This window comes from Amycolatopsis sp. NPDC089917 (assembly GCF_040684635.1).
GTDB lineage: Bacteria > Actinomycetota > Actinomycetes > Mycobacteriales > Pseudonocardiaceae > Amycolatopsis.
On sequence record NZ_JBFBGL010000003.1, the window covers coordinates 106,836 to 124,668 of the forward strand.

General features: G+C 68.0%; 18 protein-coding genes, 1 tRNA gene and 1 pseudogene. 7 read left to right on the forward strand and 13 right to left on the reverse strand.

All coding sequences use genetic code 11. From position 1 onward, the window contains the following. Window positions 1-6: 6 nt before the first annotated feature. The 7 genes from AB0N89_RS03795 to AB0N89_RS03825 form a co-directional block, all read right to left on the reverse strand. Window positions 7-2,019: a multicopper oxidase domain-containing protein gene (locus AB0N89_RS03795; RefSeq protein ID WP_364199862.1), complete on the reverse strand. Its 2,013-nt coding sequence runs from the start codon at window positions 2,017-2,019 to the stop codon at window positions 7-9. Continuing rightward, entirely contained in the window at window positions 2,016-2,237 is a 222-nt protein-coding gene (locus tag AB0N89_RS03800) for an MbtH family protein (protein WP_364199864.1), read from the reverse strand. Before AB0N89_RS03800 ends, AB0N89_RS03795 begins: the two co-directional genes overlap by 4 nt. A gap of 83 nt (window positions 2,238-2,320) precedes the next feature. Further along, window positions 2,321-3,376, reverse strand: a complete 1,056-nt coding sequence (locus tag AB0N89_RS03805) for an iron chelate uptake ABC transporter family permease subunit (protein ID WP_364199866.1) — start codon at window positions 3,374-3,376, stop codon at window positions 2,321-2,323. Beyond that, a complete protein-coding gene (locus AB0N89_RS03810; RefSeq protein ID WP_364199867.1) occupies window positions 3,373-4,416 on the reverse strand; it encodes an iron chelate uptake ABC transporter family permease subunit in 1,044 nt (347 codons plus the stop codon). The genes AB0N89_RS03805 and AB0N89_RS03810 overlap by 4 nt, the downstream gene beginning before the upstream one ends. Further along, window positions 4,416-6,104 carry an ABC transporter ATP-binding protein gene (locus AB0N89_RS03815; RefSeq protein ID WP_364199869.1) on the reverse strand — a complete coding sequence of 563 codons (1,689 nt, stop codon included), beginning with the start codon at window positions 6,102-6,104 and terminating at the stop codon, window positions 4,416-4,418. The genes AB0N89_RS03810 and AB0N89_RS03815 overlap by 1 nt, the downstream gene beginning before the upstream one ends. Further along, a complete protein-coding gene (locus AB0N89_RS03820) occupies window positions 6,097-7,776 on the reverse strand; it encodes an ABC transporter ATP-binding protein (protein WP_364199871.1) in 1,680 nt (559 codons plus the stop codon). Before AB0N89_RS03820 ends, AB0N89_RS03815 begins: the two co-directional genes overlap by 8 nt. Before the next feature lie 37 nt (window positions 7,777-7,813). Next, window positions 7,814-8,671, reverse strand: coding sequence for a siderophore-interacting protein (locus AB0N89_RS03825; RefSeq protein ID WP_364199873.1), 858 nt, complete (start codon window positions 8,669-8,671; stop codon window positions 7,814-7,816). A gap of 229 nt (window positions 8,672-8,900) precedes the next feature. Here AB0N89_RS03825 and AB0N89_RS03830 point away from each other — a divergent pair, with 229 nt between their 5' ends. Beyond that, complete coding sequence (locus AB0N89_RS03830; protein WP_364199875.1) at window positions 8,901-9,092, forward strand: hypothetical protein; 192 nt, start codon at window positions 8,901-8,903, stop codon at window positions 9,090-9,092. Window positions 9,093-9,285: 193 nt separating this feature from the next. Here the strand turns inward: AB0N89_RS03830 and AB0N89_RS03835 are convergent, their stop codons facing one another. Then, the gene (locus AB0N89_RS03835; RefSeq protein WP_364199877.1) at window positions 9,286-9,420 is read right to left on the reverse strand and encodes a hypothetical protein; all 135 of its coding nucleotides are present in this window, start codon (window positions 9,418-9,420) and stop codon (window positions 9,286-9,288) included. 202 nt (window positions 9,421-9,622) lie between these two features. Here AB0N89_RS03835 and AB0N89_RS03840 point away from each other — a divergent pair, with 202 nt between their 5' ends. The 3 genes and pseudogenes from AB0N89_RS03840 to AB0N89_RS03850 form a co-directional block, all read left to right on the forward strand. After that, complete coding sequence (locus tag AB0N89_RS03840) at window positions 9,623-10,015, forward strand: metalloregulator ArsR/SmtB family transcription factor (RefSeq protein WP_364199879.1); 393 nt, start codon at window positions 9,623-9,625, stop codon at window positions 10,013-10,015. 14 nt (window positions 10,016-10,029) lie between these two features. Continuing rightward, on the forward strand, window positions 10,030-11,682 hold the full coding sequence (locus tag AB0N89_RS03845) for a SulP family inorganic anion transporter (RefSeq protein WP_364199881.1): 1,653 nt from the start codon (window positions 10,030-10,032) through the stop codon (window positions 11,680-11,682). 27 nt (window positions 11,683-11,709) lie between these two features. After that, window positions 11,710-11,931 (forward strand): annotated as a pseudogene (locus tag AB0N89_RS03850) (discoidin domain-containing protein); the annotation flags it as partial. 171 nt (window positions 11,932-12,102) lie between these two features. Here AB0N89_RS03850 and AB0N89_RS03855 read toward each other — a convergent pair. Continuing rightward, window positions 12,103-12,357, reverse strand: coding sequence for a hypothetical protein (locus AB0N89_RS03855; RefSeq protein ID WP_364199883.1), 255 nt, complete (start codon window positions 12,355-12,357; stop codon window positions 12,103-12,105). Between the two features lie 308 nt (window positions 12,358-12,665). Continuing rightward, the gene (locus tag AB0N89_RS03860; protein ID WP_364199885.1) at window positions 12,666-13,391 is read right to left on the reverse strand and encodes a GAF and ANTAR domain-containing protein; all 726 of its coding nucleotides are present in this window, start codon (window positions 13,389-13,391) and stop codon (window positions 12,666-12,668) included. A gap of 306 nt (window positions 13,392-13,697) precedes the next feature. On the opposite strand from AB0N89_RS03860, the gene AB0N89_RS03865 reads away from it, so the two are divergent. After that, window positions 13,698-14,297 (forward strand): ANTAR domain-containing protein, encoded by a 600-nt coding sequence (locus AB0N89_RS03865; RefSeq protein WP_364199887.1) that lies wholly within the window; start codon window positions 13,698-13,700, stop codon window positions 14,295-14,297. Between the two features lie 454 nt (window positions 14,298-14,751). Here AB0N89_RS03865 and AB0N89_RS03870 read toward each other — a convergent pair whose 3' ends face one another. Both AB0N89_RS03870 and AB0N89_RS03875 read right to left on the reverse strand, forming a co-directional pair. Continuing rightward, entirely contained in the window at window positions 14,752-14,892 is a 141-nt protein-coding gene (locus AB0N89_RS03870; RefSeq protein WP_364199889.1) for a hypothetical protein, read from the reverse strand. Continuing rightward, a complete protein-coding gene (locus AB0N89_RS03875) occupies window positions 14,885-15,232 on the reverse strand; it encodes a hypothetical protein (protein ID WP_364199891.1) in 348 nt (115 codons plus the stop codon). The genes AB0N89_RS03870 and AB0N89_RS03875 overlap by 8 nt, the downstream gene beginning before the upstream one ends. Before the next feature lie 174 nt (window positions 15,233-15,406). Between AB0N89_RS03875 and AB0N89_RS03880 the strand changes: the two genes are divergently transcribed. After that, complete coding sequence (locus AB0N89_RS03880) at window positions 15,407-16,978, forward strand: recombinase family protein (protein WP_364199893.1); 1,572 nt, start codon at window positions 15,407-15,409, stop codon at window positions 16,976-16,978. On the opposite strand, the gene AB0N89_RS03885 is transcribed toward AB0N89_RS03880, so the two are convergent. Continuing rightward, a tRNA-Leu gene (locus AB0N89_RS03885) sits at window positions 16,967-17,040 on the reverse strand. The genes AB0N89_RS03880 and AB0N89_RS03885 overlap by 12 nt on opposite strands. Window positions 17,041-17,213: 173 nt before the next feature. On the opposite strand from AB0N89_RS03885, the gene AB0N89_RS03890 reads away from it, so the two are divergent. After that, window positions 17,214-17,825 carry a response regulator gene (locus AB0N89_RS03890; protein WP_005157321.1) on the forward strand — a complete coding sequence of 204 codons (612 nt, stop codon included), beginning with the start codon at window positions 17,214-17,216 and terminating at the stop codon, window positions 17,823-17,825. The last annotated feature ends 8 nt before the right edge of the window (window positions 17,826-17,833 follow it).

Genomic DNA, 17,833 nt, shown 5'->3' on the forward strand with positions numbered 1-17,833 from the left:
GAGAGCTCAGTGACCGTGCCCGCCACCGGGAGCCGGCGGGAGCTCGTGCGCCATCGACTTCGCGATCGCGATGACTTCCTTGGGCTGCACCAGGAACGGCCGCATCATGCTCATGTCCTCGTGTTCGAGCATGTGGCAGTGGTAGACGAACTTGCCGGTCACGTCGGCGAACTTGGCGACGACGTCCACCGACTCGCCCGCCGCCACGTTGACGACGTCCTTCCAGCCCGCCTGATCCGGCGCCACCGGTTCGGACTTCTCCCAGAACACCGGCGTCGCGGTACCGCCGCCGATGCCCCCGCCCGGCAGGTCGATGAACTGGAAGCCGTCGATGTTGTAGAAGCCCCGTTTCACCGGCTGGAACGCGCAGACGTGGATGTGCATCGGATGCGGCCAGCCGGACCAGTCGAGGTTGACGAACCGCCACCGTTCCCAGGAACCGGCCTTCACGGTGTACTGCGTCGGATCGGTCCACTGATACGCCATGCGTTTCCAGGTGGTGACCGAACCGTCCTGCTCCTTGAGCTGCACGATGCCGTCGATCGGGAACGGCCCGGACGGCGCCTCGACGCGCTGCATCTCCCACAGCCGGGCGTGCGAGACCCCGACCGGGGTCAGCATCACCATGCGCTCGGCCTCGACGGGCTGCTTCTCGGTGACGCGTACGAAAGACCTCGCCAGCGTCTTCGGCAGCCGGAAGGTGCCCGGCCTGCCGCGCGGGGAGACCCGGAACTGGAGGAAGTCCGGCCACGGCCCGGGGTCGTAGTCGATGTTGCGCAGCATGAGTTTCTTGCCCGCCAGCGCGCGGAAGTCGATCAGGACGTCCGCGCGTTCGGACGCGGCGAGGCTGAAGCCGCCCGCGACGTCCACCGGGGCGCCGAGCAGGCCGGCGTCGCTGCCGATCACGAAGATCGTGCCCGCCGGTACGGGTTTCCCGTCTTCCGTGACCAGCTGCACCACGTACGGCCGGGTGTTGGAGGCGTTCGCCATCCGGAACCGGTACCAGTCCGGCTCGACGTCCTTGAACGGCCAGATCGCGCCGTTCACCAGCGTGTACGGCCCGGCGAACGACCGCACCTGCCGCAGCGGGTCCGTGCTCATCACCGTGGTCTTGTGCAGCATCGTGCCGGTGAGGCGGTTCTTGTCGTCGGTGTCGAGATTGCGGTCGCAGATGAGCAGCGGCACCTCGCGATCCCCGGACGGGAGGCGCAGGGACGCCTCTTCGCCGTCGCGGAGGATGTACATGCCCAGCAGCCCGGACATCACGTTCCAGCGCGTGATGTGCATGGCGTGGTCGTGGTACCAGAGCGTGGTCGCGGGCTGGTCGTTGCGGTACTCGACCAGCTGGCTGCGGCCCGCCAGGACGGCGTCTTCGGCCCAGCCGTCACTTCCGCCGTCGCTGAAGTGGCCGTGCAGGTGGACCGACGTCCAGCCGGGCAGCGCGGCGACGTCCGCCCGCGGCGCGACACCTTCACGGCCGGGAACGTCCCACTGGTACGGATCGGCGTTCTCGTCGAAAAGGATTTCGACCACCGGCAACGGATACGGGCCGGTGAGCTCATTGGTCCAGGTGACCCGCAACGGTCTCCCGCGCCGGGCCTCGATGATCGGGCCGGGGAACCGGCCGTCGAAACCCCAGATCCGCGTGGGCGGCAGCTGCGAGTGCAGCCTGACTACGTTCGGTCGCATCCGGACTGTCAGGTTGTCGACGCCGTCGATCCGGCTGCCGCGTGCGGTCGACATGGCGGGCAACGGATCCCGGAACGGCGTCAGCTGGGTGACCGTCCCGCGGAACGGTGTCCCCGGGCGCGGTGCCGTGGCCGCCACCTGCCGGACCTGACCGACGCGGTCCCCCTGCGCCCGCGGCCTCGCGTAGGCGCGGGGATCGATCGTGACCGGGCCGCGTTCGCGCCCCGGCATGGATTGGATCGTGGCCGATCCGACCCCCAGCGCCAGCGCGCCCGCGAAGCCCGCCTTGAGCAGAAAACCCCGGCGGTCGAAGCCTTCTCTGTCGCTCACGAGCGATCGGCTTCGGCCATGGCTTCGATGAGGCTCTTCGGCCTCAGATCGGTCCACGACGCCTCGATGTGGTCCAGGCATTCCTGACGGCTCGACTCGGCCTTCGTCACCGTCCAGCCGTCGGGCACCTCGGCCCACGCGGGCCACAGCGAGTGCTGGTTCTCTTCGTTGACGAGCACCACGAAACGGCCGTCTTCGTTGTCGAACGGATTGGTCATCACAGCTCCCTCTCCAAACTTAGGAGAGGCTATCCTAAGGATTCCGGAGAAGCCATAGGCCGAAAACGTGACGGGCAAAGCATTTACGCCCGGCCGCGCCGCATTTCGCCCACGAGAAGCCAGCCGAGATACAGTCCGCCGAGCACCAAAGTGGCCACCCCGACCGGCAACTGGGTCCCCGGGATGGCCCTCTGCGCCAGCAAATCCGCGAACGCGAGCAGGAAAGCGCCCGCCAGCGCCGAAACCGTCAACGACGGACCGACCGACCGGGCCAGCCGTTTGGCCACCTGGGGCGCCGCCAGCGCCAGGAACGAAATGGGGCCGGCGGTCACGATCGCGACCGCGCTCAGGAGCACCGCGATGGTGATCGCGCGGCGCCGCACCGAACCGACGGCGAGCCCGAGCGCGGTGGCGGAATCGGGACCGAGTTCCAGCGTCAGCAAGGGTTTGCTGAGCAGGAACGCGGACGGCAGGACCACCACCAGCACCACGACAAGGACCCACACGTGCTCCCACGCCCGCCCGTTGAGACTGCCGACCAGCCAGATCTGGGCGTTGAGCATCTCGTTCAGCTCGGCCCGGCTGAGCAGGTACGCGATTCCCGCGCTCAGCAGCGCGTTCACCCCGACCCCGACCAGGATCAGCCGGTATCCGCGCACCCCGCCCCGATAGGACAGGAGATAGACGAGCACGGCCACCACCCCACCGCCGCAGAGCGCGCCGACGCCGGTGGCGAGCAGCCCGGAATCCTTGAGCACCAGCAGGCACACCAGGGCACCCGCGGCCGCGCCCGCGTTGAACCCGATGATGTCCGGGCTGCCCAGCGGATTGGCGGACAGACTCTGGAACATCGCGCCGCCCACCGCCAGCGCGGCGCCGACGAGCAGGGCCACGAGCACCCGGGGAAGGCGGACGTCGTTCACGAAGTACCGCTGCTGCAACGTTCCGTGCCCACCGAGAGCACGGAAGACGTCCGGCACGCTGATCGGATAGTTGCCGGTCACCAGCGCGGCCAGCACCACGGCGAGACACAGCACCGCCAGAACGGCCGCGACCCACGCGGTCCGGCGGTGAACCCGCAACGAGAAGCCACCGCGTTTCGTCCGCACCGTCCACTGAGGACTCGAAGTGACGGTCACAGTTCCCCCAGCCGTTTCCGGCGGACCAGATGGATGAACACCGGAGCGCCGATCACCGCGGTGACCACGCCCGCTTCGAGTTCACCGGTCGGCAGCACGACCCGGCCGAGGACGTCGGCGCCGAGCACCAGCAGCGGCGCCGAGACCATCGAATACGGCACCACCCAGCGATAGTCCGGGCCGACCACCGCGCGGACCGCGTGCGGGATCGCCAGCCCGACGAACCCGATCGGTCCCGCCGCCGCCGTCGCCCCGCCACAGAGCAGCACGATCGCGAGGACGCTCAACAGCCGCGTCCGCCCGAGGTGCGCGCCCAGCGCGCGGCCGACCTGGTCGCCGAGGGCCAGCGCGTTCAGCGAGCGGGTGAGCAGCAGGCTGATCACCGCGCCCACGACCAGGAACGGCAGCACGTCCCAGAGCACGTCGTAGCCGCGGTTGATCAGCGAGCCGATGGTCCAGAACCGCATCGACTGCGTGGTCCGCGCGTTCATCGTGGTGAACGCCGAGATGACGCCGGTGAGCACCGCGGTGACCACGGTGCCCGCCAGGGCGAGCCGGACCGGGTTCGCCCGGCCCTTGCCGGTGGACCCGAGCAGGTACACGACCACGCTGGCGATCGCTGCGCCCGCGAGGGCGAACCAGACGTACCCGGACAGTGTGCCGACGCCGAAGATCGCGATGGCGACCACGACGGCCGCCGAAGCACCGGACTCGACGCCCAGCAGGCCGGGGTCGGCCAGCGGGTTCCGCGTCACTGCCTGCATCAGCGCGCCCGCCGTCCCCAGCGCGGCACCGACCACGACGCCGAGCAGGGTCCGCGGGATCCGCTGGTCCCAGACGAGATTCGCGTCGTAGGAGCCGTCGAAGTGGAACAGTGCGTCCCACACCACGCCGACCGGGAGATGTTTGGCGCCCACCGCAACGCTGACGATCACCATGATCCCGATCAGCGCCAGGCCGACGAGCAGTCCCATGCCCCGGGCGGCTTGCCCCCGGGGCCGGATGACCAGATCGGGTCGCGGAGAAGAGAGAACCGCCATCAGCCCGCCGCCTCCACCCGGCCGGCGGCCAGCCGGACCGCGCTGGGCAACCGGTCGATCGTCGACTGCCGGTGCGCGATGACGATCAGCGACCGATCGGCGTGCAGGCGGTCCAGCGCGCGTTCGATCCGGTCCCCGGTGTCCGGGTCGACGTCGGCGGTGGCCTCGTCGAGGATCAGCACGGCCGGATCCACCAGCGCCGCCCGGACGAGACCGATCAGCTGGCGTTCACCCGCCGACAGCGTATCGCCGGCGGCGCTGACCGGTGTGTCGAGCCCTTCGGGCAGCCGGGCCACCCATTCCCTCAGCCCCAGACTGTCCAGTGCCCAATCGATCCGCTCGTCGGACGGCGGCCGCGGCACCAGCCGGAAGTTGTCGCGCAGCGTGCCGCCGACCACGTGGACGCGTTGGGGCACGAGCATGATCCGGCTGCGCAGTTCCCCGGGGTCGATCTCGTCGAGCGGGATCCCGCTGTAGCGCACGGTTCCGCCGTCGGCGGAGTAAAGCCCCGCGAGGATCTTGGCCAGCGTCGTCTTGCCGGATCCGGTGGGCCCGACCAGCCCGGTTCGCGCGCCCGGCCGGAACGTGCAGGACACGTCGTGCAGGACCGAAACGCCGTCCACATAAGAGAACCGCAACGCCGAGGCTTCGAGCGTGCCGCGTTCCGGTACGGCTGCCGCGCTCCCTGTCCGAGGCGGTGGCTCGGTGGTGTCGAGCAGGTTCAGCAGCCTGGCCAGCCCGACCCGCGACGTCTGCAACTGGCCGATCAGGTTGGTCAGCTGGTTGGCGGAGTCGAACAGCTGCCGCATCGCGAGCACGAACACCGCGACCGTGCTCAGCGGCAGCCCCCAGGCGAGCACGAGACCGCCGCCCGCGATGAGGATCGTGGCATCGGCCAGCGCCTGCGCCAAGGTCACTCCTCCGGTGCGCAGCACCACGAACTCGGACCGCAGGGTGGTGCGCCGCAAGGTCTCCTTGTCCCGGTCGAACCGGTCGCGCCATTGCTGCTCGGCGCCGCGGGAGACGAGCAGGTCCCGGGACTGGATGCCCTCGCGGTAGGTCGCCGCGACGGCTCCTTGCGCCGCCGCTTCGTCCGCGAACGCCGTGCGCGCGCCGCGCTGGAACCAGCGCATCACCAGCACCGCCAGCGGGATGAAGACCAGGACCACCACCAGCGTGAGCTGCCAGGAGTAGAGCAGAAGCATGATCGTGGTGAAGAGCAGGAAACCGGTCACCGAAAGCAGGTCGGGGAGATCGGCGCGGACGAACGAGGCAAGGTCGGCGATCTCGGCGGTGCTGCGGCGCAGCAGGTCGCCGGACCGCTGGGTCTCCAGGAACCGCAGCGGCGCCGACGCGAGCCGGGACACGACGAGGTCGCGCAACGAAGCCACGACCCGCTCACCGGCCTTCGCGAGCCAGATCTCACCCGCGCGCAAGAGGAACAGGCGAGCGAGCACGAGCGCGGCGAAGACGCCGGCTGCCGTGTAGAGCCCCGTGAGGTCCTTTTGCGACACTCCCGCGACGGCCCACCCGACCACCGACGGGATCAAGGTCAGCGCCAGCGTGGCGGCCGTGCCGAGACCGATCGCGACGGCCAGGATCGTCCGGTGCGGCTTCAGGAACGGCCACGCCCGGCGAAGGACGCCCTTCTGTTCGGGGCGTTCGCTCAGCACCACGGTTTCAGGCACTCGGAGCCACCTCCCTCACGGCCGGGGCAGCGGCTTCCAGCGCGACGACACGGTCGGCCGCGTCCACCACGGCGGCCCGGTGACTGGCGAACACGATCGTCCGTTCGTCGTTCATCCAGTCCCGCAGTCCGGCGAGGACACGTCGTTCGGTTTCGGCGTCCACCGCCGAAGTGATGTCGTCGAGCAGCAGGACGTCGGCGCCGTGCAACAGGGCCTGGGCGAGAGCGAGGCGTTGCAGCTGCCCGCCGGACAGCGTCGCGCCGCTCTCCCCTGTCTCGGTGTCGTAGCCGTCGGGCAGCGAGGAGACGTGGTCGTCGATCGCCGCCGCGACACAGGCCGCGCGCAGGTCTTCCTCCGTCAGTTCCGGCCGGCCGAGCATCAGGTTCTCCCGGATCGTCCCGGAGATCAGGTCCGGCCGCTGGGGCACGAACACCAAGCGGGCGCGGACATCGCTCAAGGCGGCCCGGCGCAGATCGACGTCGCCGTGGCGGACCGTCCCGGCGTCGGGATCCTCCCGGCGCGCCAACAGCCGAAGCAACGTCGACTTGCCCGAGCCCAACGGCCCCGTGACGGCGAGGAACTCACCGGGGCACGCGGTGAGGTCGACCGGCCCGACCACACGGCCGTGCGCGGCGTGCACCTCGACCCCGGTGGCGACCAGGTCCGCCACCCGGCTGAGCGGTACACCCGCTTCGGGATCGGCGACACCGGGCTTTGTCTCGAGTACCTCATTGATCCGCTTCGCCGCTGTCAGTGCTTCGCCGAGCTGAGTGAAGCGGTGGGTGACCACGCCGACCCAGGTGCCCAGCATGCCCATCCAAGTCGTGAAGGCCACCAGACCGCCGACGGTCAGCGCGCCGTCGATCACCGCCATCCCACCGACGAGGAGGCCGACCGCGGTCGCCAGGCCGGGGACGAACGGACCCGCCGCGGCCCAGCTCGCCGCCACCTTGGCGGTCGCCATGGTCTCGGCGGTGACCGTCCTGCTGTGCTCGGCGTGCCGGGCCAGCAGTGGCCCGTCCCCGCCGATGCCGCGGATCGCGACGCTCGCGGTGAGCAGTTCCTCGACGGTGTCGGCGCGGGCGCCGTGCGCGGCGGCCAGCCGGTCGTTGGCGGCCGCGAACCGCTTGGGCAGCACGATGTTCAGCACGACGAGGGCGGGCACCGTGGCCAGTCCGACCACCGCGAGCGACCCGTCCTGCCTGCCGATGAGCACGAGGATGATCGCGAACCCGCCGATCCCGGTGATCATCGAAGCGAACCCGGCCAGCCAGTGGTGCACGAAGTCGACGTCACGGGTCCCGCGGATCGCGAGGTCGCCCCGGCCGAAGCGGGCCCGATCCCGTCTGTCGAGCAGAAGCGCCTTGTCGAGTAAGGCGCCGCGCAACCCGTTCGACGCCGACAACGCGGCGAGCGTGATCTGCCACTGCATCAACGCCAGCCCCGCCACCAGGAGGATCGCCGCGCCGACGACGGCCAGCGACCAGCGCACCGTCGCCGACTGGTCGCCCGCGTTGATGCCCTGGTCGATGGCGAATTCGACGCAGAGCGGGAACACCACCGTCCCCAGTTGGAAGATCGTCCCTCCGGCCACCGCGACCAGCACCCGGCCCCAGTTGCGTGCCAAGGCGCCCGCCAGCAGGCGGACGGCGCTCCGGCTGTCGCCGCGCACCTTCATTCCCTGTCCCCCGTGGGTTTCGTCGCGGCGCTCAGTCGTCCTGTTCCGCGTCGAACGGGGCGTCCTCGGACTTGCCCTGCCGCCAGTACCCGCAGAAGTCGATCCGCTTGCGGTCCACACCGCGTTCCCGGACCAGATGCCTGCGCAATTCCTTCACCAGTCCCGCCTCGCCCGCCAGCCAGGCGTAACCGGGTTCCGGCAGCAGTTCCGTCGCACGGACGGCCTCCAGCAGCGTCCCGGCCGTCGTCCGGTCCCGCGACAACCACGTCACCTCGACCTCGCCGTCGGTGCGCCACTGCTGGCGGTCACCCTCGACCGGCACCTCGACGAACACCCGCGCCCGCTCGCCCGGGGCCAGGCCTTCGACGATCCCGCCGATCGCCGGGAGCGCCGTCTCGTCACCGACGATCAGCTTCCAAGCCGAGCCCTCGGGCGGGAGGTAGTCGGCGCCCCGGCGCGAAGGATCCGTTTCCTCGTGGGGAAAACGCGCGTTGGGACCGTAGATCACGACCTCGTCGCCCGGCTTGGCCGCGCCCGCCCAGCGGGAGGCGGGGCCGACGTCCCCGTGCCGCACGAAGTCGACGTCGATCTCGCCGGGCCGCAGCGAGCGGATCGTGTACGTCCGCATCGCCGGACGCTCCGCCGCGGGCATCTCGCGGTAGCGGGCATACCAGTCCTCACCGGTCGGCACCCGAGGACTCGCGCCGGGCGAAGACGGCAGGAAGATCTTGATGCGCTGATCCGGACCGCAGGTGGTGATGTCCCGCAACCCCGGACCGCCGAACGTGATCCGGACCAGGCTCTCGCCAACGGGCGCGGTCGCGAGCACCACCGCGTCGAAGTGAAGGAACGGCTCATTCCGGAGCAGGTCGGTCTTGCCGGTGGTCATGCGAATCCATCCCTCTGCGCGACTCGATCAGACGACGAAGGGTAGCCTAACCATACAGGGGGGTGGGTCCGCTAGATCTGAACGAATCATTGGACCACTTCCTCTCCGTGCGCTTGCCCACAGCGGAATCCCCGCCTCGCACACTTTCCCGGTATCGGAGGAAGGCCGTCCGCCGGGACGGGACCACCCGGCGTGGCAGGCCTCGCCGGTCGAGATGTTCACGGACCCGGTGACGACCCGAGCCAGGGGCGCCCTGGCGCGGATCCTCCCGCACGAGTCCGACTTCAGCCGATTCACGATCGTGACCGACGTCGGCGGCGCAGAAAGCACGCTCCTGACGGAGATCCTGCGAGCCCGTCCTCGCTGCGCGGTGCGGCCTCAGGAGTGCCCGGTCGAGGGCTGCAACGTGTTCTCCTCGTGATCGAGCTCGCTCTGCAGGATCCTCAGGCTCGTGTCCGGAAGACGGCCCGCGTCACGCCAGCGCAGAAGCTCCTCGCGTCGAGCCTCGATGACACTGTGCCGCGCGTGGACGGCTGCTTCGTACTCCGGTCCTCGACGACACCGACCTCCGCGGAACCAAGCTGACCGACAGCCGGGGTGTCACCCGGGAACAGCTACAGCGAGCGGTAACCGATCACCTCACCGAACTTCCGCACGATCTCGTGGAAGGCGGCCACTAGGACGGGTTCGGGGTGGCCGGGCTTGTCCCGGATACGCCTCGGCTTCTTGCCCGATGCTCCCGAATCCATCGACCTGGGCGGTCTGCGCGAAGCCGATCCCCGAAGCGGTGAGCGAGGCGGGGAGGTTCCTCGGTACTCCCTGATCCGGCGATCCCGGAGCACGACGGCAGACCACAGGTCCAACCAGAGCCGGTCCTGACGATCCCCACCACTTGATGGCTTGATAGATTCATCAAACCAGGAGGTGGTGCCCGTGCCCGCGAGGTCCCGCATGACCGAACCGCTTTACCGGATCAAAGCCGACTTGTTCAAATGCCTCGCCCATCCGATACGGATCCAGGTCCTCGAGGTCCTGGCCGCGGCCGGAGACCGGAGCACCCCGGTGACGCGACTACTCGAGGTCACCGAGTGCGAGGCCTCCCAGCTGTCTCAGCACCTGGCCTTGCTTCGCCGGAGCGGATTGGTCACCTCGAGTCGCACGGGCAACAACGTCGGTTACTGGCTCGCGGAACCACTGGTGGCCGAACTCCTCGTCGTGGCCCGCGCGTTCCTCCTCGCGAGCCTGAACCCCGATTCGGACCGGCTTCGCGCAGCGCACGCCCTTCCGCCACTGCCCGGCGCGACCCCGCAAGAGATGCTCGACGCGATCGCGGCCGAGACATGAAACTTCCTTCGGCGATGACCGGACTGCTGCCTTCCCGGGAGGACTTCGACCTCCGCCCCTCGACGATCCGCGTGGATCTGCTGGCCGGGGTCACCGTCGGGATCGTCGCCCTTCCTTTGGCCCTGGCGTTCGGGGTCAGTTCGGGCGCGGGCCCCGCAGCCGGTCTCATCACCGCGGTGGTCGCCGGGGTCGTGGCCGCGTTGTTCGGCGGCTCCCCGGTACAGGTATCCGGCCCGACCGGCGCCATGGCTGTCGTGCTGGCACCGATCGTGGCCGTGCACGGCAGCGGTTCGGTAGCGCTGGTCGCGGTCCTGAGCGGCGCGCTCGTGCTGATCGCGGGCACGGCCCGGCTGGGCAGGCTGGTCGGTTACCTGCCATGGCCGGTAGTGGAAGGCTTCACTCTCGGTATCGCCTGCATCATCTTCCTGCAGCAGATCCCGCCCGCGGTCGGCACGACCGCGTCGCCGGGTGAGAATCCGTTTCTTTCCGCCGTCGAAGCGCTGACCCAGGTCACGATCGGCACCGCGGCGGCCTGGCCACTGGCCACCGTTGCGCTAGTGGGGGCGATCATGATCGTGCTCCCGCGCCTGCACCGCGGCCTGCCCGCGTCCCTGTTCGCGGTCACCGTGACGACCGTCCTCGCCGAGATCGTCCACGCTCCCCTCACCCGGATCGGCACACTTCCCAGCACCCTGACTCCGACGCTGCCACACTTCTCACCCGGCACGATCCGGGACCTCTCCGGCGCGGCCATCGCGGTCGCCGCGCTCGCCGCGATCGAATCACTGCTGTCGGCACGAGTGGCGGTCACGATGACCCGCGGCGGTCCTCGGGTCACCCCGACCCATCCGGACCGGGAGCTCGTCGGACAGGGGCTGGCCTCGATCGCCAGTGGTCTGTTCGGCGGGATGCCAGCCACCGGTGCGATCGCCCGCACGGCGGTCAATGTGCGCTCCGGCGCCCGGACACGACTGGCCGCCATCACGCACGCCCTGGTCATTCTCCTCTTCCTCGCCATCGCCACGGCGGTCGTGTCCCGGATCCCCCTGGCCGCGCTCGCCGGCGTTCTCATGGTCACCAGCCTGCGGATGGTGCCCATCGGCACTGTCCGTGAAGTCGTCCGCGCGGGCCGTTCCACCGCGGTCACCTTCGCCGTGACCGCTGCCGTCACCATCGCCGCCGACCTGATCCTCGCCGTGGAGATCGGCCTGCTCGTCGCCGCGTTCTTCGCACTCCGCCACCTCGCACGCACCACGCGAGCACGGCTCGACCATCTCCCTGGCCCTTCGGAAAACGGTGACCAGCACATTGCCGTTTTCCGATTCGAAGGCGCGATGTTCTGGGGGGCCTCCGAACGCGTCCTGTCCGAGGTGGCGAACACCGCCGGGAATGTCCTCGTCGTCGTCCTGCGGATGTCGCGACTGCACCTTTTGGACGCGACCGGCGCCAAAGCACTGGGCCATACCATTCAGGAACTCGAAGCGAGAGGAATCACCGTTCTCGTCAAAGGCGTTCAGGACGACCACCGCCGCCTGCTCACCGCTACCGGCGCCCTCTCCAGTCTCCACGCGGACCACCTCTTCCAAAGCCTCGATGACGCGGTCACCCACGCCCGATTCCATGTGCAAGAGGCCCTCGGCACCACACGCGGACCGGCATCGGGCTGACCACCCAGCAGCGTCACTACGCTCTCCCACTCTGAAGGCAAAGGCTCGACGTCGACCGTCGACGGCAAACCCGGCACCCGATGGTCCAGCGGCTCCTGGGGCAACCAGCGACTGAGCGTCGATCTCGGCGCCACCAAGACCATCGACGGCGTCCAGCTCCAGCGGGAGACCGCCTACGCCGGCAGCTACCGCGTCATGACCTCGGACGACGGCCGGAACTGGACCACCGTCCACTCGACCACCTCAGGCGACGGCGGCAACGACTTCGTCCCGCTGCCCGCGACTCGTTCCCGCACGGATGTCCGACGAGCACTGGCGTCCTTTGTGGACTTTCCGGCCGGTCCGAGCGGCACCTGTCTTCGACCCGGACCGGCGGGTGGCCTCGCACCAGCATCGGGCGAGGCCACCCTTCGAGCCAGATCAGCCGAGACCGAGGAGACCACCATGGTCATCGCACTCGTCGTGATCCCAGCCGATGCCGTGACCGTGCAAGCCCAGCCAGATGCCGAGGTTCAGATTGAGGCCGAGACCCTGATGGTGGTGGTGATGGCCGTGGTCGGATGGTGCTGAGGGCGCAGGTGCCGCCGAGGCGGTCCCTGCGCCCGCCAGCAGGATGCCGAAAGCCGCTGCGGGCAAGACGACGACAGCGATGATGCGGCGACGAATGGTGCTCACGATCATGCTCCTTTTCCTGGGGCGAACATCGAACACGACCCTCGTCAGACCGGTCACGCTCTGATCCGGATCACGAACGATTCGTAGCGGAAAGGCAGGAGAGCAGGCCGTCTGGAGAATGATCACGCCTGTAGGTGACGCCGGAGAATCCCTCGAGAAGGTTGCCGGTACCCGGATCGACGACTGCCGATCGTGTGGCTCGAATAGCGGCCGTCGACCTCAGAGCACTCCCGACAGCTGCTCCGGTCGTGCCATCCTGCCTGCTGGTATCAGCACGAGAATCGACGGGATATCGTCACTGAATCGCCTTATCGGTGTGGATTCAGTTCTTGAGGACCGCTACCTTCGACGATTTCCGACGCCACGTCTCTCACCTTCAGGCTTCTCCGGCGCGCGTGGTCACGCAACCGGCTGAACGCCTCCCCCACCGAAACGCCGAAACGTTCGGACAGGACACCTTTCGCTTGCTCGATCACGACACGGCTGTGCAGCGCCCCCTGAAGCTGGTCCACGGTCAGACGGAGATCGTGCATCGAGTGACGCTGCGCGGCACAGGCCGTGGCCGCGTCAGCGAGGACCCGGGCCACACGCACCTCTAGCCCCGACAGCACCGGCTCCGCAGTGTTCACGAGCATGAGAACGCCCGCCTTCGCGTTCTGGATGCGCAAAGGAATGGCTGTGACCGCGGTGATGCCCGCCTCGCTGGCATAGCGGTCGAAACGCGGCCAGCGCCGATCACCCGAGCCGAACCTGACCGGCCCCAAGGATTCCCGGTTGTGCGCACTGTCCCAGCACGGCCCCTCGGCCAACCTCAGTTGCGCTTCCATCAGATCACGGCACAACCTGTTCGACGCGACCGTGCGACGCACTCTGCTACGCCCGTCCATCCGGGTGATGGCAACAGCCTGGACATTCAGGAGATCGTGCACGTGAACCGCGAGACCGCCGAGCAGATCCGGAGCGTTGGGCGCTCCCGCGCGGTGGGAGAGATCGAGCACCGCGTCAGCGATGCGAGCCTCGCGTTCAGTGGCCACGGTCTACTCCCCCAGTGCTCTGGTTTTCCATCGACGCCCCACCGCGGGCGCGGGAAACTTGCGGACTTCACAATGAGCCGGAGAAATACACTAGAGCACAGTACCAGCGGACACCATCAACACTTGTTCACCCGTGATCGGCTGAATGTCCGTACTGGAACGGTACTTAAGCCAGCAGGATGACACGCCTTGTTCCCGACATTCGGCTTTTTTAGGCTGTACACCCGGAACGAGGTCGAGCAGCCGGCCGTCGCCAGAGCACCCCACTCCGCCGCTGGGTGCCTTACCTCGAATTCGGAGGTCAGGATGACGTCGAGCAAGATCGATCTCGCCTGGCTGGGTCTCGACGGGATCACCATCTCCGTGATGACCGCCGCCACCATCGAACTGGCCTGGTTCAGCGACGAGACCAGCGCCCGGCTCGACGACGAGCAGTTCACGGCGGGAGAAGGACCGGTCTACGATGCCATCACCGGCTGCGAGCCGATACTGTGCCCAGCCCTCGCGACCACCTCTCGCTGGCCAGGGTTCACCGCTCAAGCCCTGAGACTCGGCGTGGGAGCCGTCTTCGCCTTCCCCATGTTCCTCGGATCGACCTGCGTCGGCGCGCGCATGTGTCATCGACAGGACACCGGGCCGATGAGCGACGCGCAGATAGCCGCGGCCACGACGCTCACCGACCTGCTCCACCCCCATCTCCTGGCCGGGGATCCCGACAATGACGGACCACAGGGACCTCGCTTGCGCCGGGCGGAGGTTCACCAAGCCGCAGGCATCCTGCGCGAGCGCCTCGACGTCCCCGTCGGTGACGCACTCGCATGTCTCAGGGCCTACGCCTTCAGTCAGCAGCGACCGATCATTGCCGTAGCCCGCGAGGTCACAGCCGGACGCCTGCGCCTCCTCTAGGACACCGCCTGACCACGACGTCACGTCCGGCCCGTCAGCAGTAACAACGAGATGAGTGGGCACTCCCTGCCACCCATTTCGACGCCAGAGTCCCAGCCGCGACCGGCGGGGCCCCGAACGCTGTGGCCGAGGTGATCACCGCGATCTCACCGATCGTGTCCTGATACTGCGCCGGACGGTTGCGCTCCACGGGGATCCCACCCGAGGACGTCGTCCAGGACGTACTGCTCGCCGTGTTCCTCGCCCTCTCGCGATACCGGAAACAGGGCGGACTCTCTTCTGCCGTTCGTGTTCGGTATTGCCGCGCACGAGGTCACCGACGCCCGAAGGTGCCGCCGCCCGTGACCGGCTCGAACTCGTCGCCGAGGTTCCGGACACCGGCGACGAAGACAACGCACCGCGATCGCCAGGGACTCCGCCGGCGAGCTCTACCGCCTGCTGGACACTGTGCACTTCACCCCAAGACAGTGGGGGACTCGTCGCGGGGAGCCGCTTCGCCGTTCTCCATCAACACCAGCTGTGCGACGAGATCGAAGATCGGCGTGGTTTCGTGCGGGAACGACTGCCGGGGTGTGTCCGTCTTGTCACTACTCATCAACCACAACTCCTTCAAGCGCCGCAGCCTCGGTCTTGCCACAGCCACAGGCCTTCATGATGGCGGTAGCACAGCGGGAGGCGTCGAGCAGGTCGGCGCGTAAGTCGTCGATCCGCCCATGCCGGGCATGGGCGAAAGCGGAACTGAGATATCCCAGGATTTCCGGATCCTTCTCCGCCAGCACTGGCTCAGCCTCAGCCGCCGTCGCAGCGAGTCCGCCCAACATGTTTTGCACATCAGCAGGGCTGGGGACCACTGTCAACACGACCACAAGTGCTTGCAACTGTTTGTGCAAACACTTGAGGCACTTCACTGAAGAACCCTCGTCCAGCCGATCCATCCCAGCTGCCTCCCCGCACATCCCGTAAACCCGGCCACTTCGCGGTGAGACGTTCACGCCACTGATTCGTGACGACACGAGAGGGAACTCTGCCGCCCAGGCCGCCCGGCCCGCGTACGGCTCGACGCACGATCCTCGAACATCACACGAACGTGTCACTTTGGCGGAGTGGACGTGGGAGCGAGGCAGCGCGGCCAGCGCACCGGGTATGAACGTTTCGACATCCCCATTGCCCGGGACGGCGGCATAGCGGACCTGCTCGCCGAGGCCAAGCGGCCCGACCGCCGCTTCGATGTGGTGATCTGCGAGTCGATGTCCCGGATAGCGCGGAAGATGTATGAGAACTTGTCCGTCGAGCGAGAGCTGGAACGCGCCGAGGTTCAGGTCTTCGCGTCCAACGAGCCGATCCTGCAACGCCGGATCAACCAATCGGTCGCCGAGTACGAAGTCCTGAACATGCTGGAGCTGTCGTGGGGCGGCACCTGCACCCATGTCCGCGAGGGCTACAACATCGGCAAACCACCCTACGGCTACCGCGCGAAGATCCTGCGCCATCCCAACCCCGCGAAAGCCGACAAAGGGATCACGAAGACGCGCCTGGAACCAGACGGAGCACGAGCGAAAACCGTGGCTCTGATCGCCAAGTGGCGCTATCACGAGGCGCTGGGGTTCGACACCATCGCCGAGCGCCTGAACCAGGACCTCGATGAGCACCCACCACACAGCCACCCGGTGGGAGCCGGGCGTGGGGCGTGGTCGAAGTCCAGCGTCGCCGACATCATGAAGAACCCGAAATACACCGGATATCAGGTCTACAACCGGCGAGCCCGCCGCAGCCGCGGCGCACGGAACCGGCAGAACCCACCCGAAATGTGGGTCTGGTCAACCGAACCCGTGCACGAACCGCTGATCCCCAAGTGGATGTTCGACGAGATGACCGCCACCAGGACCCAACGCCGAGGGTCACGCGACGGCGCCCGACTGAAACAGGACCCCCGCACGAAACGCACCTACCTGCTGCGAAGCCGCGTCACCTGTGATTGCGGCCGCCGCATGATGGGCACACCCCGAAAATCCGGCGTCTACTACCGCTGCCACCCGGCAGGCAACAACGGGGGACGACCGGACAAACACGAGGGCCACCCGCCCACCGTCTACATCCGCGAAGACCTCATCTTCGACCAAGTAGAGGCCTTCTTCAACGAGCGACTCTTCGGCACAAAACGCCACGCACTACTGGTCACGGACCAAGATGACAGCCACACCACCAAGAAACAGGACACCGAGCGCCAGCGTCGAGCAGTCCAGAAGAAGATCGCCGACGCTGCCCGCAAACAAGACAACCTGCTACGCCAAGCAGAAAACGCAGACCCCGACGACCCCTTCACCCAGGGCCTCAGACAGCGCTACAACGACGTCTTCAACGAGCGCAAGACACTCCTCGACGAACTAAGCCGAATCCCGGACGATGCCGACGACCCCCACCAAACGGGTCCAGCCCAGCTGAATTTGCTAGCCGCTCTGCCCTACCTGAAAGCCAACCTGCGCCACGCCCCAGCCGACCTGCTGCGCCGTCTGTTAGACCTGACCCAGCTCACGATCAAGGTCCACTACCAGACCGACCAGGCAACTATCACAGCCACCCTGCCCGGAGACCTGGATGCGATAACTGCCATCGGCGACGCCGCATCACGACAACAATGCCCAGGCCAGACCCAATGTGCATCCTGCTTGTGCCCCCGGTGAGATTCGAACTCACACTGGACGGGTTTTGAATCCGTTGCCTCTGCCAGTTGGGCTACGGGGGCGCTGCCGGACGAACTTTACGGGATCCCGCGAGTGCGCCTTCCGCCGGGCCCGGGAGTGTGACGACCGTCTGACGTGGTGAACGCCATCTCGCCGACTGGATCGTTCCCGGTAGGCTTCAGGTTCGCGGACAGCCCGCGAGCCGAACTGCCCGACGACCTTCAGGAGGACCCCGGTGACCGAGCAGGCTGCCGAGGCCAACGGTGCCGTCGCCGCACCCCAGCGGCGGGTGCTCGTGGCCGAAGACGAGGCCCTCATCCGTCTGGACCTCGTCGAGATGCTCCGCGAAGAGGGCTACGAGGTTGTCGGTGAGGCCGGGGATGGCGAGCAGGCCATCAACCTCGCCACCGAATTGAAGCCCGACCTGGTGATTCTCGACGTCAAGATGCCCAAGCTCGACGGTATCGAGGCCGCGTCCAAGATCACCGGCGACCGGATCGCGCCGGTCGTCATCCTGACCGCGTTCAGCCAGCGCGACCTCGTCGAGCGGGCCAGGGACGCGGGCACGATGGCGTACCTGGTCAAGCCGTTCGCCAAGCGTGACCTGGTGCCCGCCATCGAGCTGGCCGTGAGCCGGTTCGCCGAGCTCCAGGCCCTCGAGTCCGAGGTCGCGGGCCTCACCGACCGGCTCGAGACACGGAAGGTCATCGACCGCGCCAAGGGGTTGCTGATGAGCCGTCAGGGGCTCACCGAACCGGACGCTTTCCGCTGGATACAGCGCACCGCGATGGACCGCCGGACCACGATGAAGGCCGTGGCGGAGGCCGTCGTCGAGAGCATCGGCTGACGAAGCCG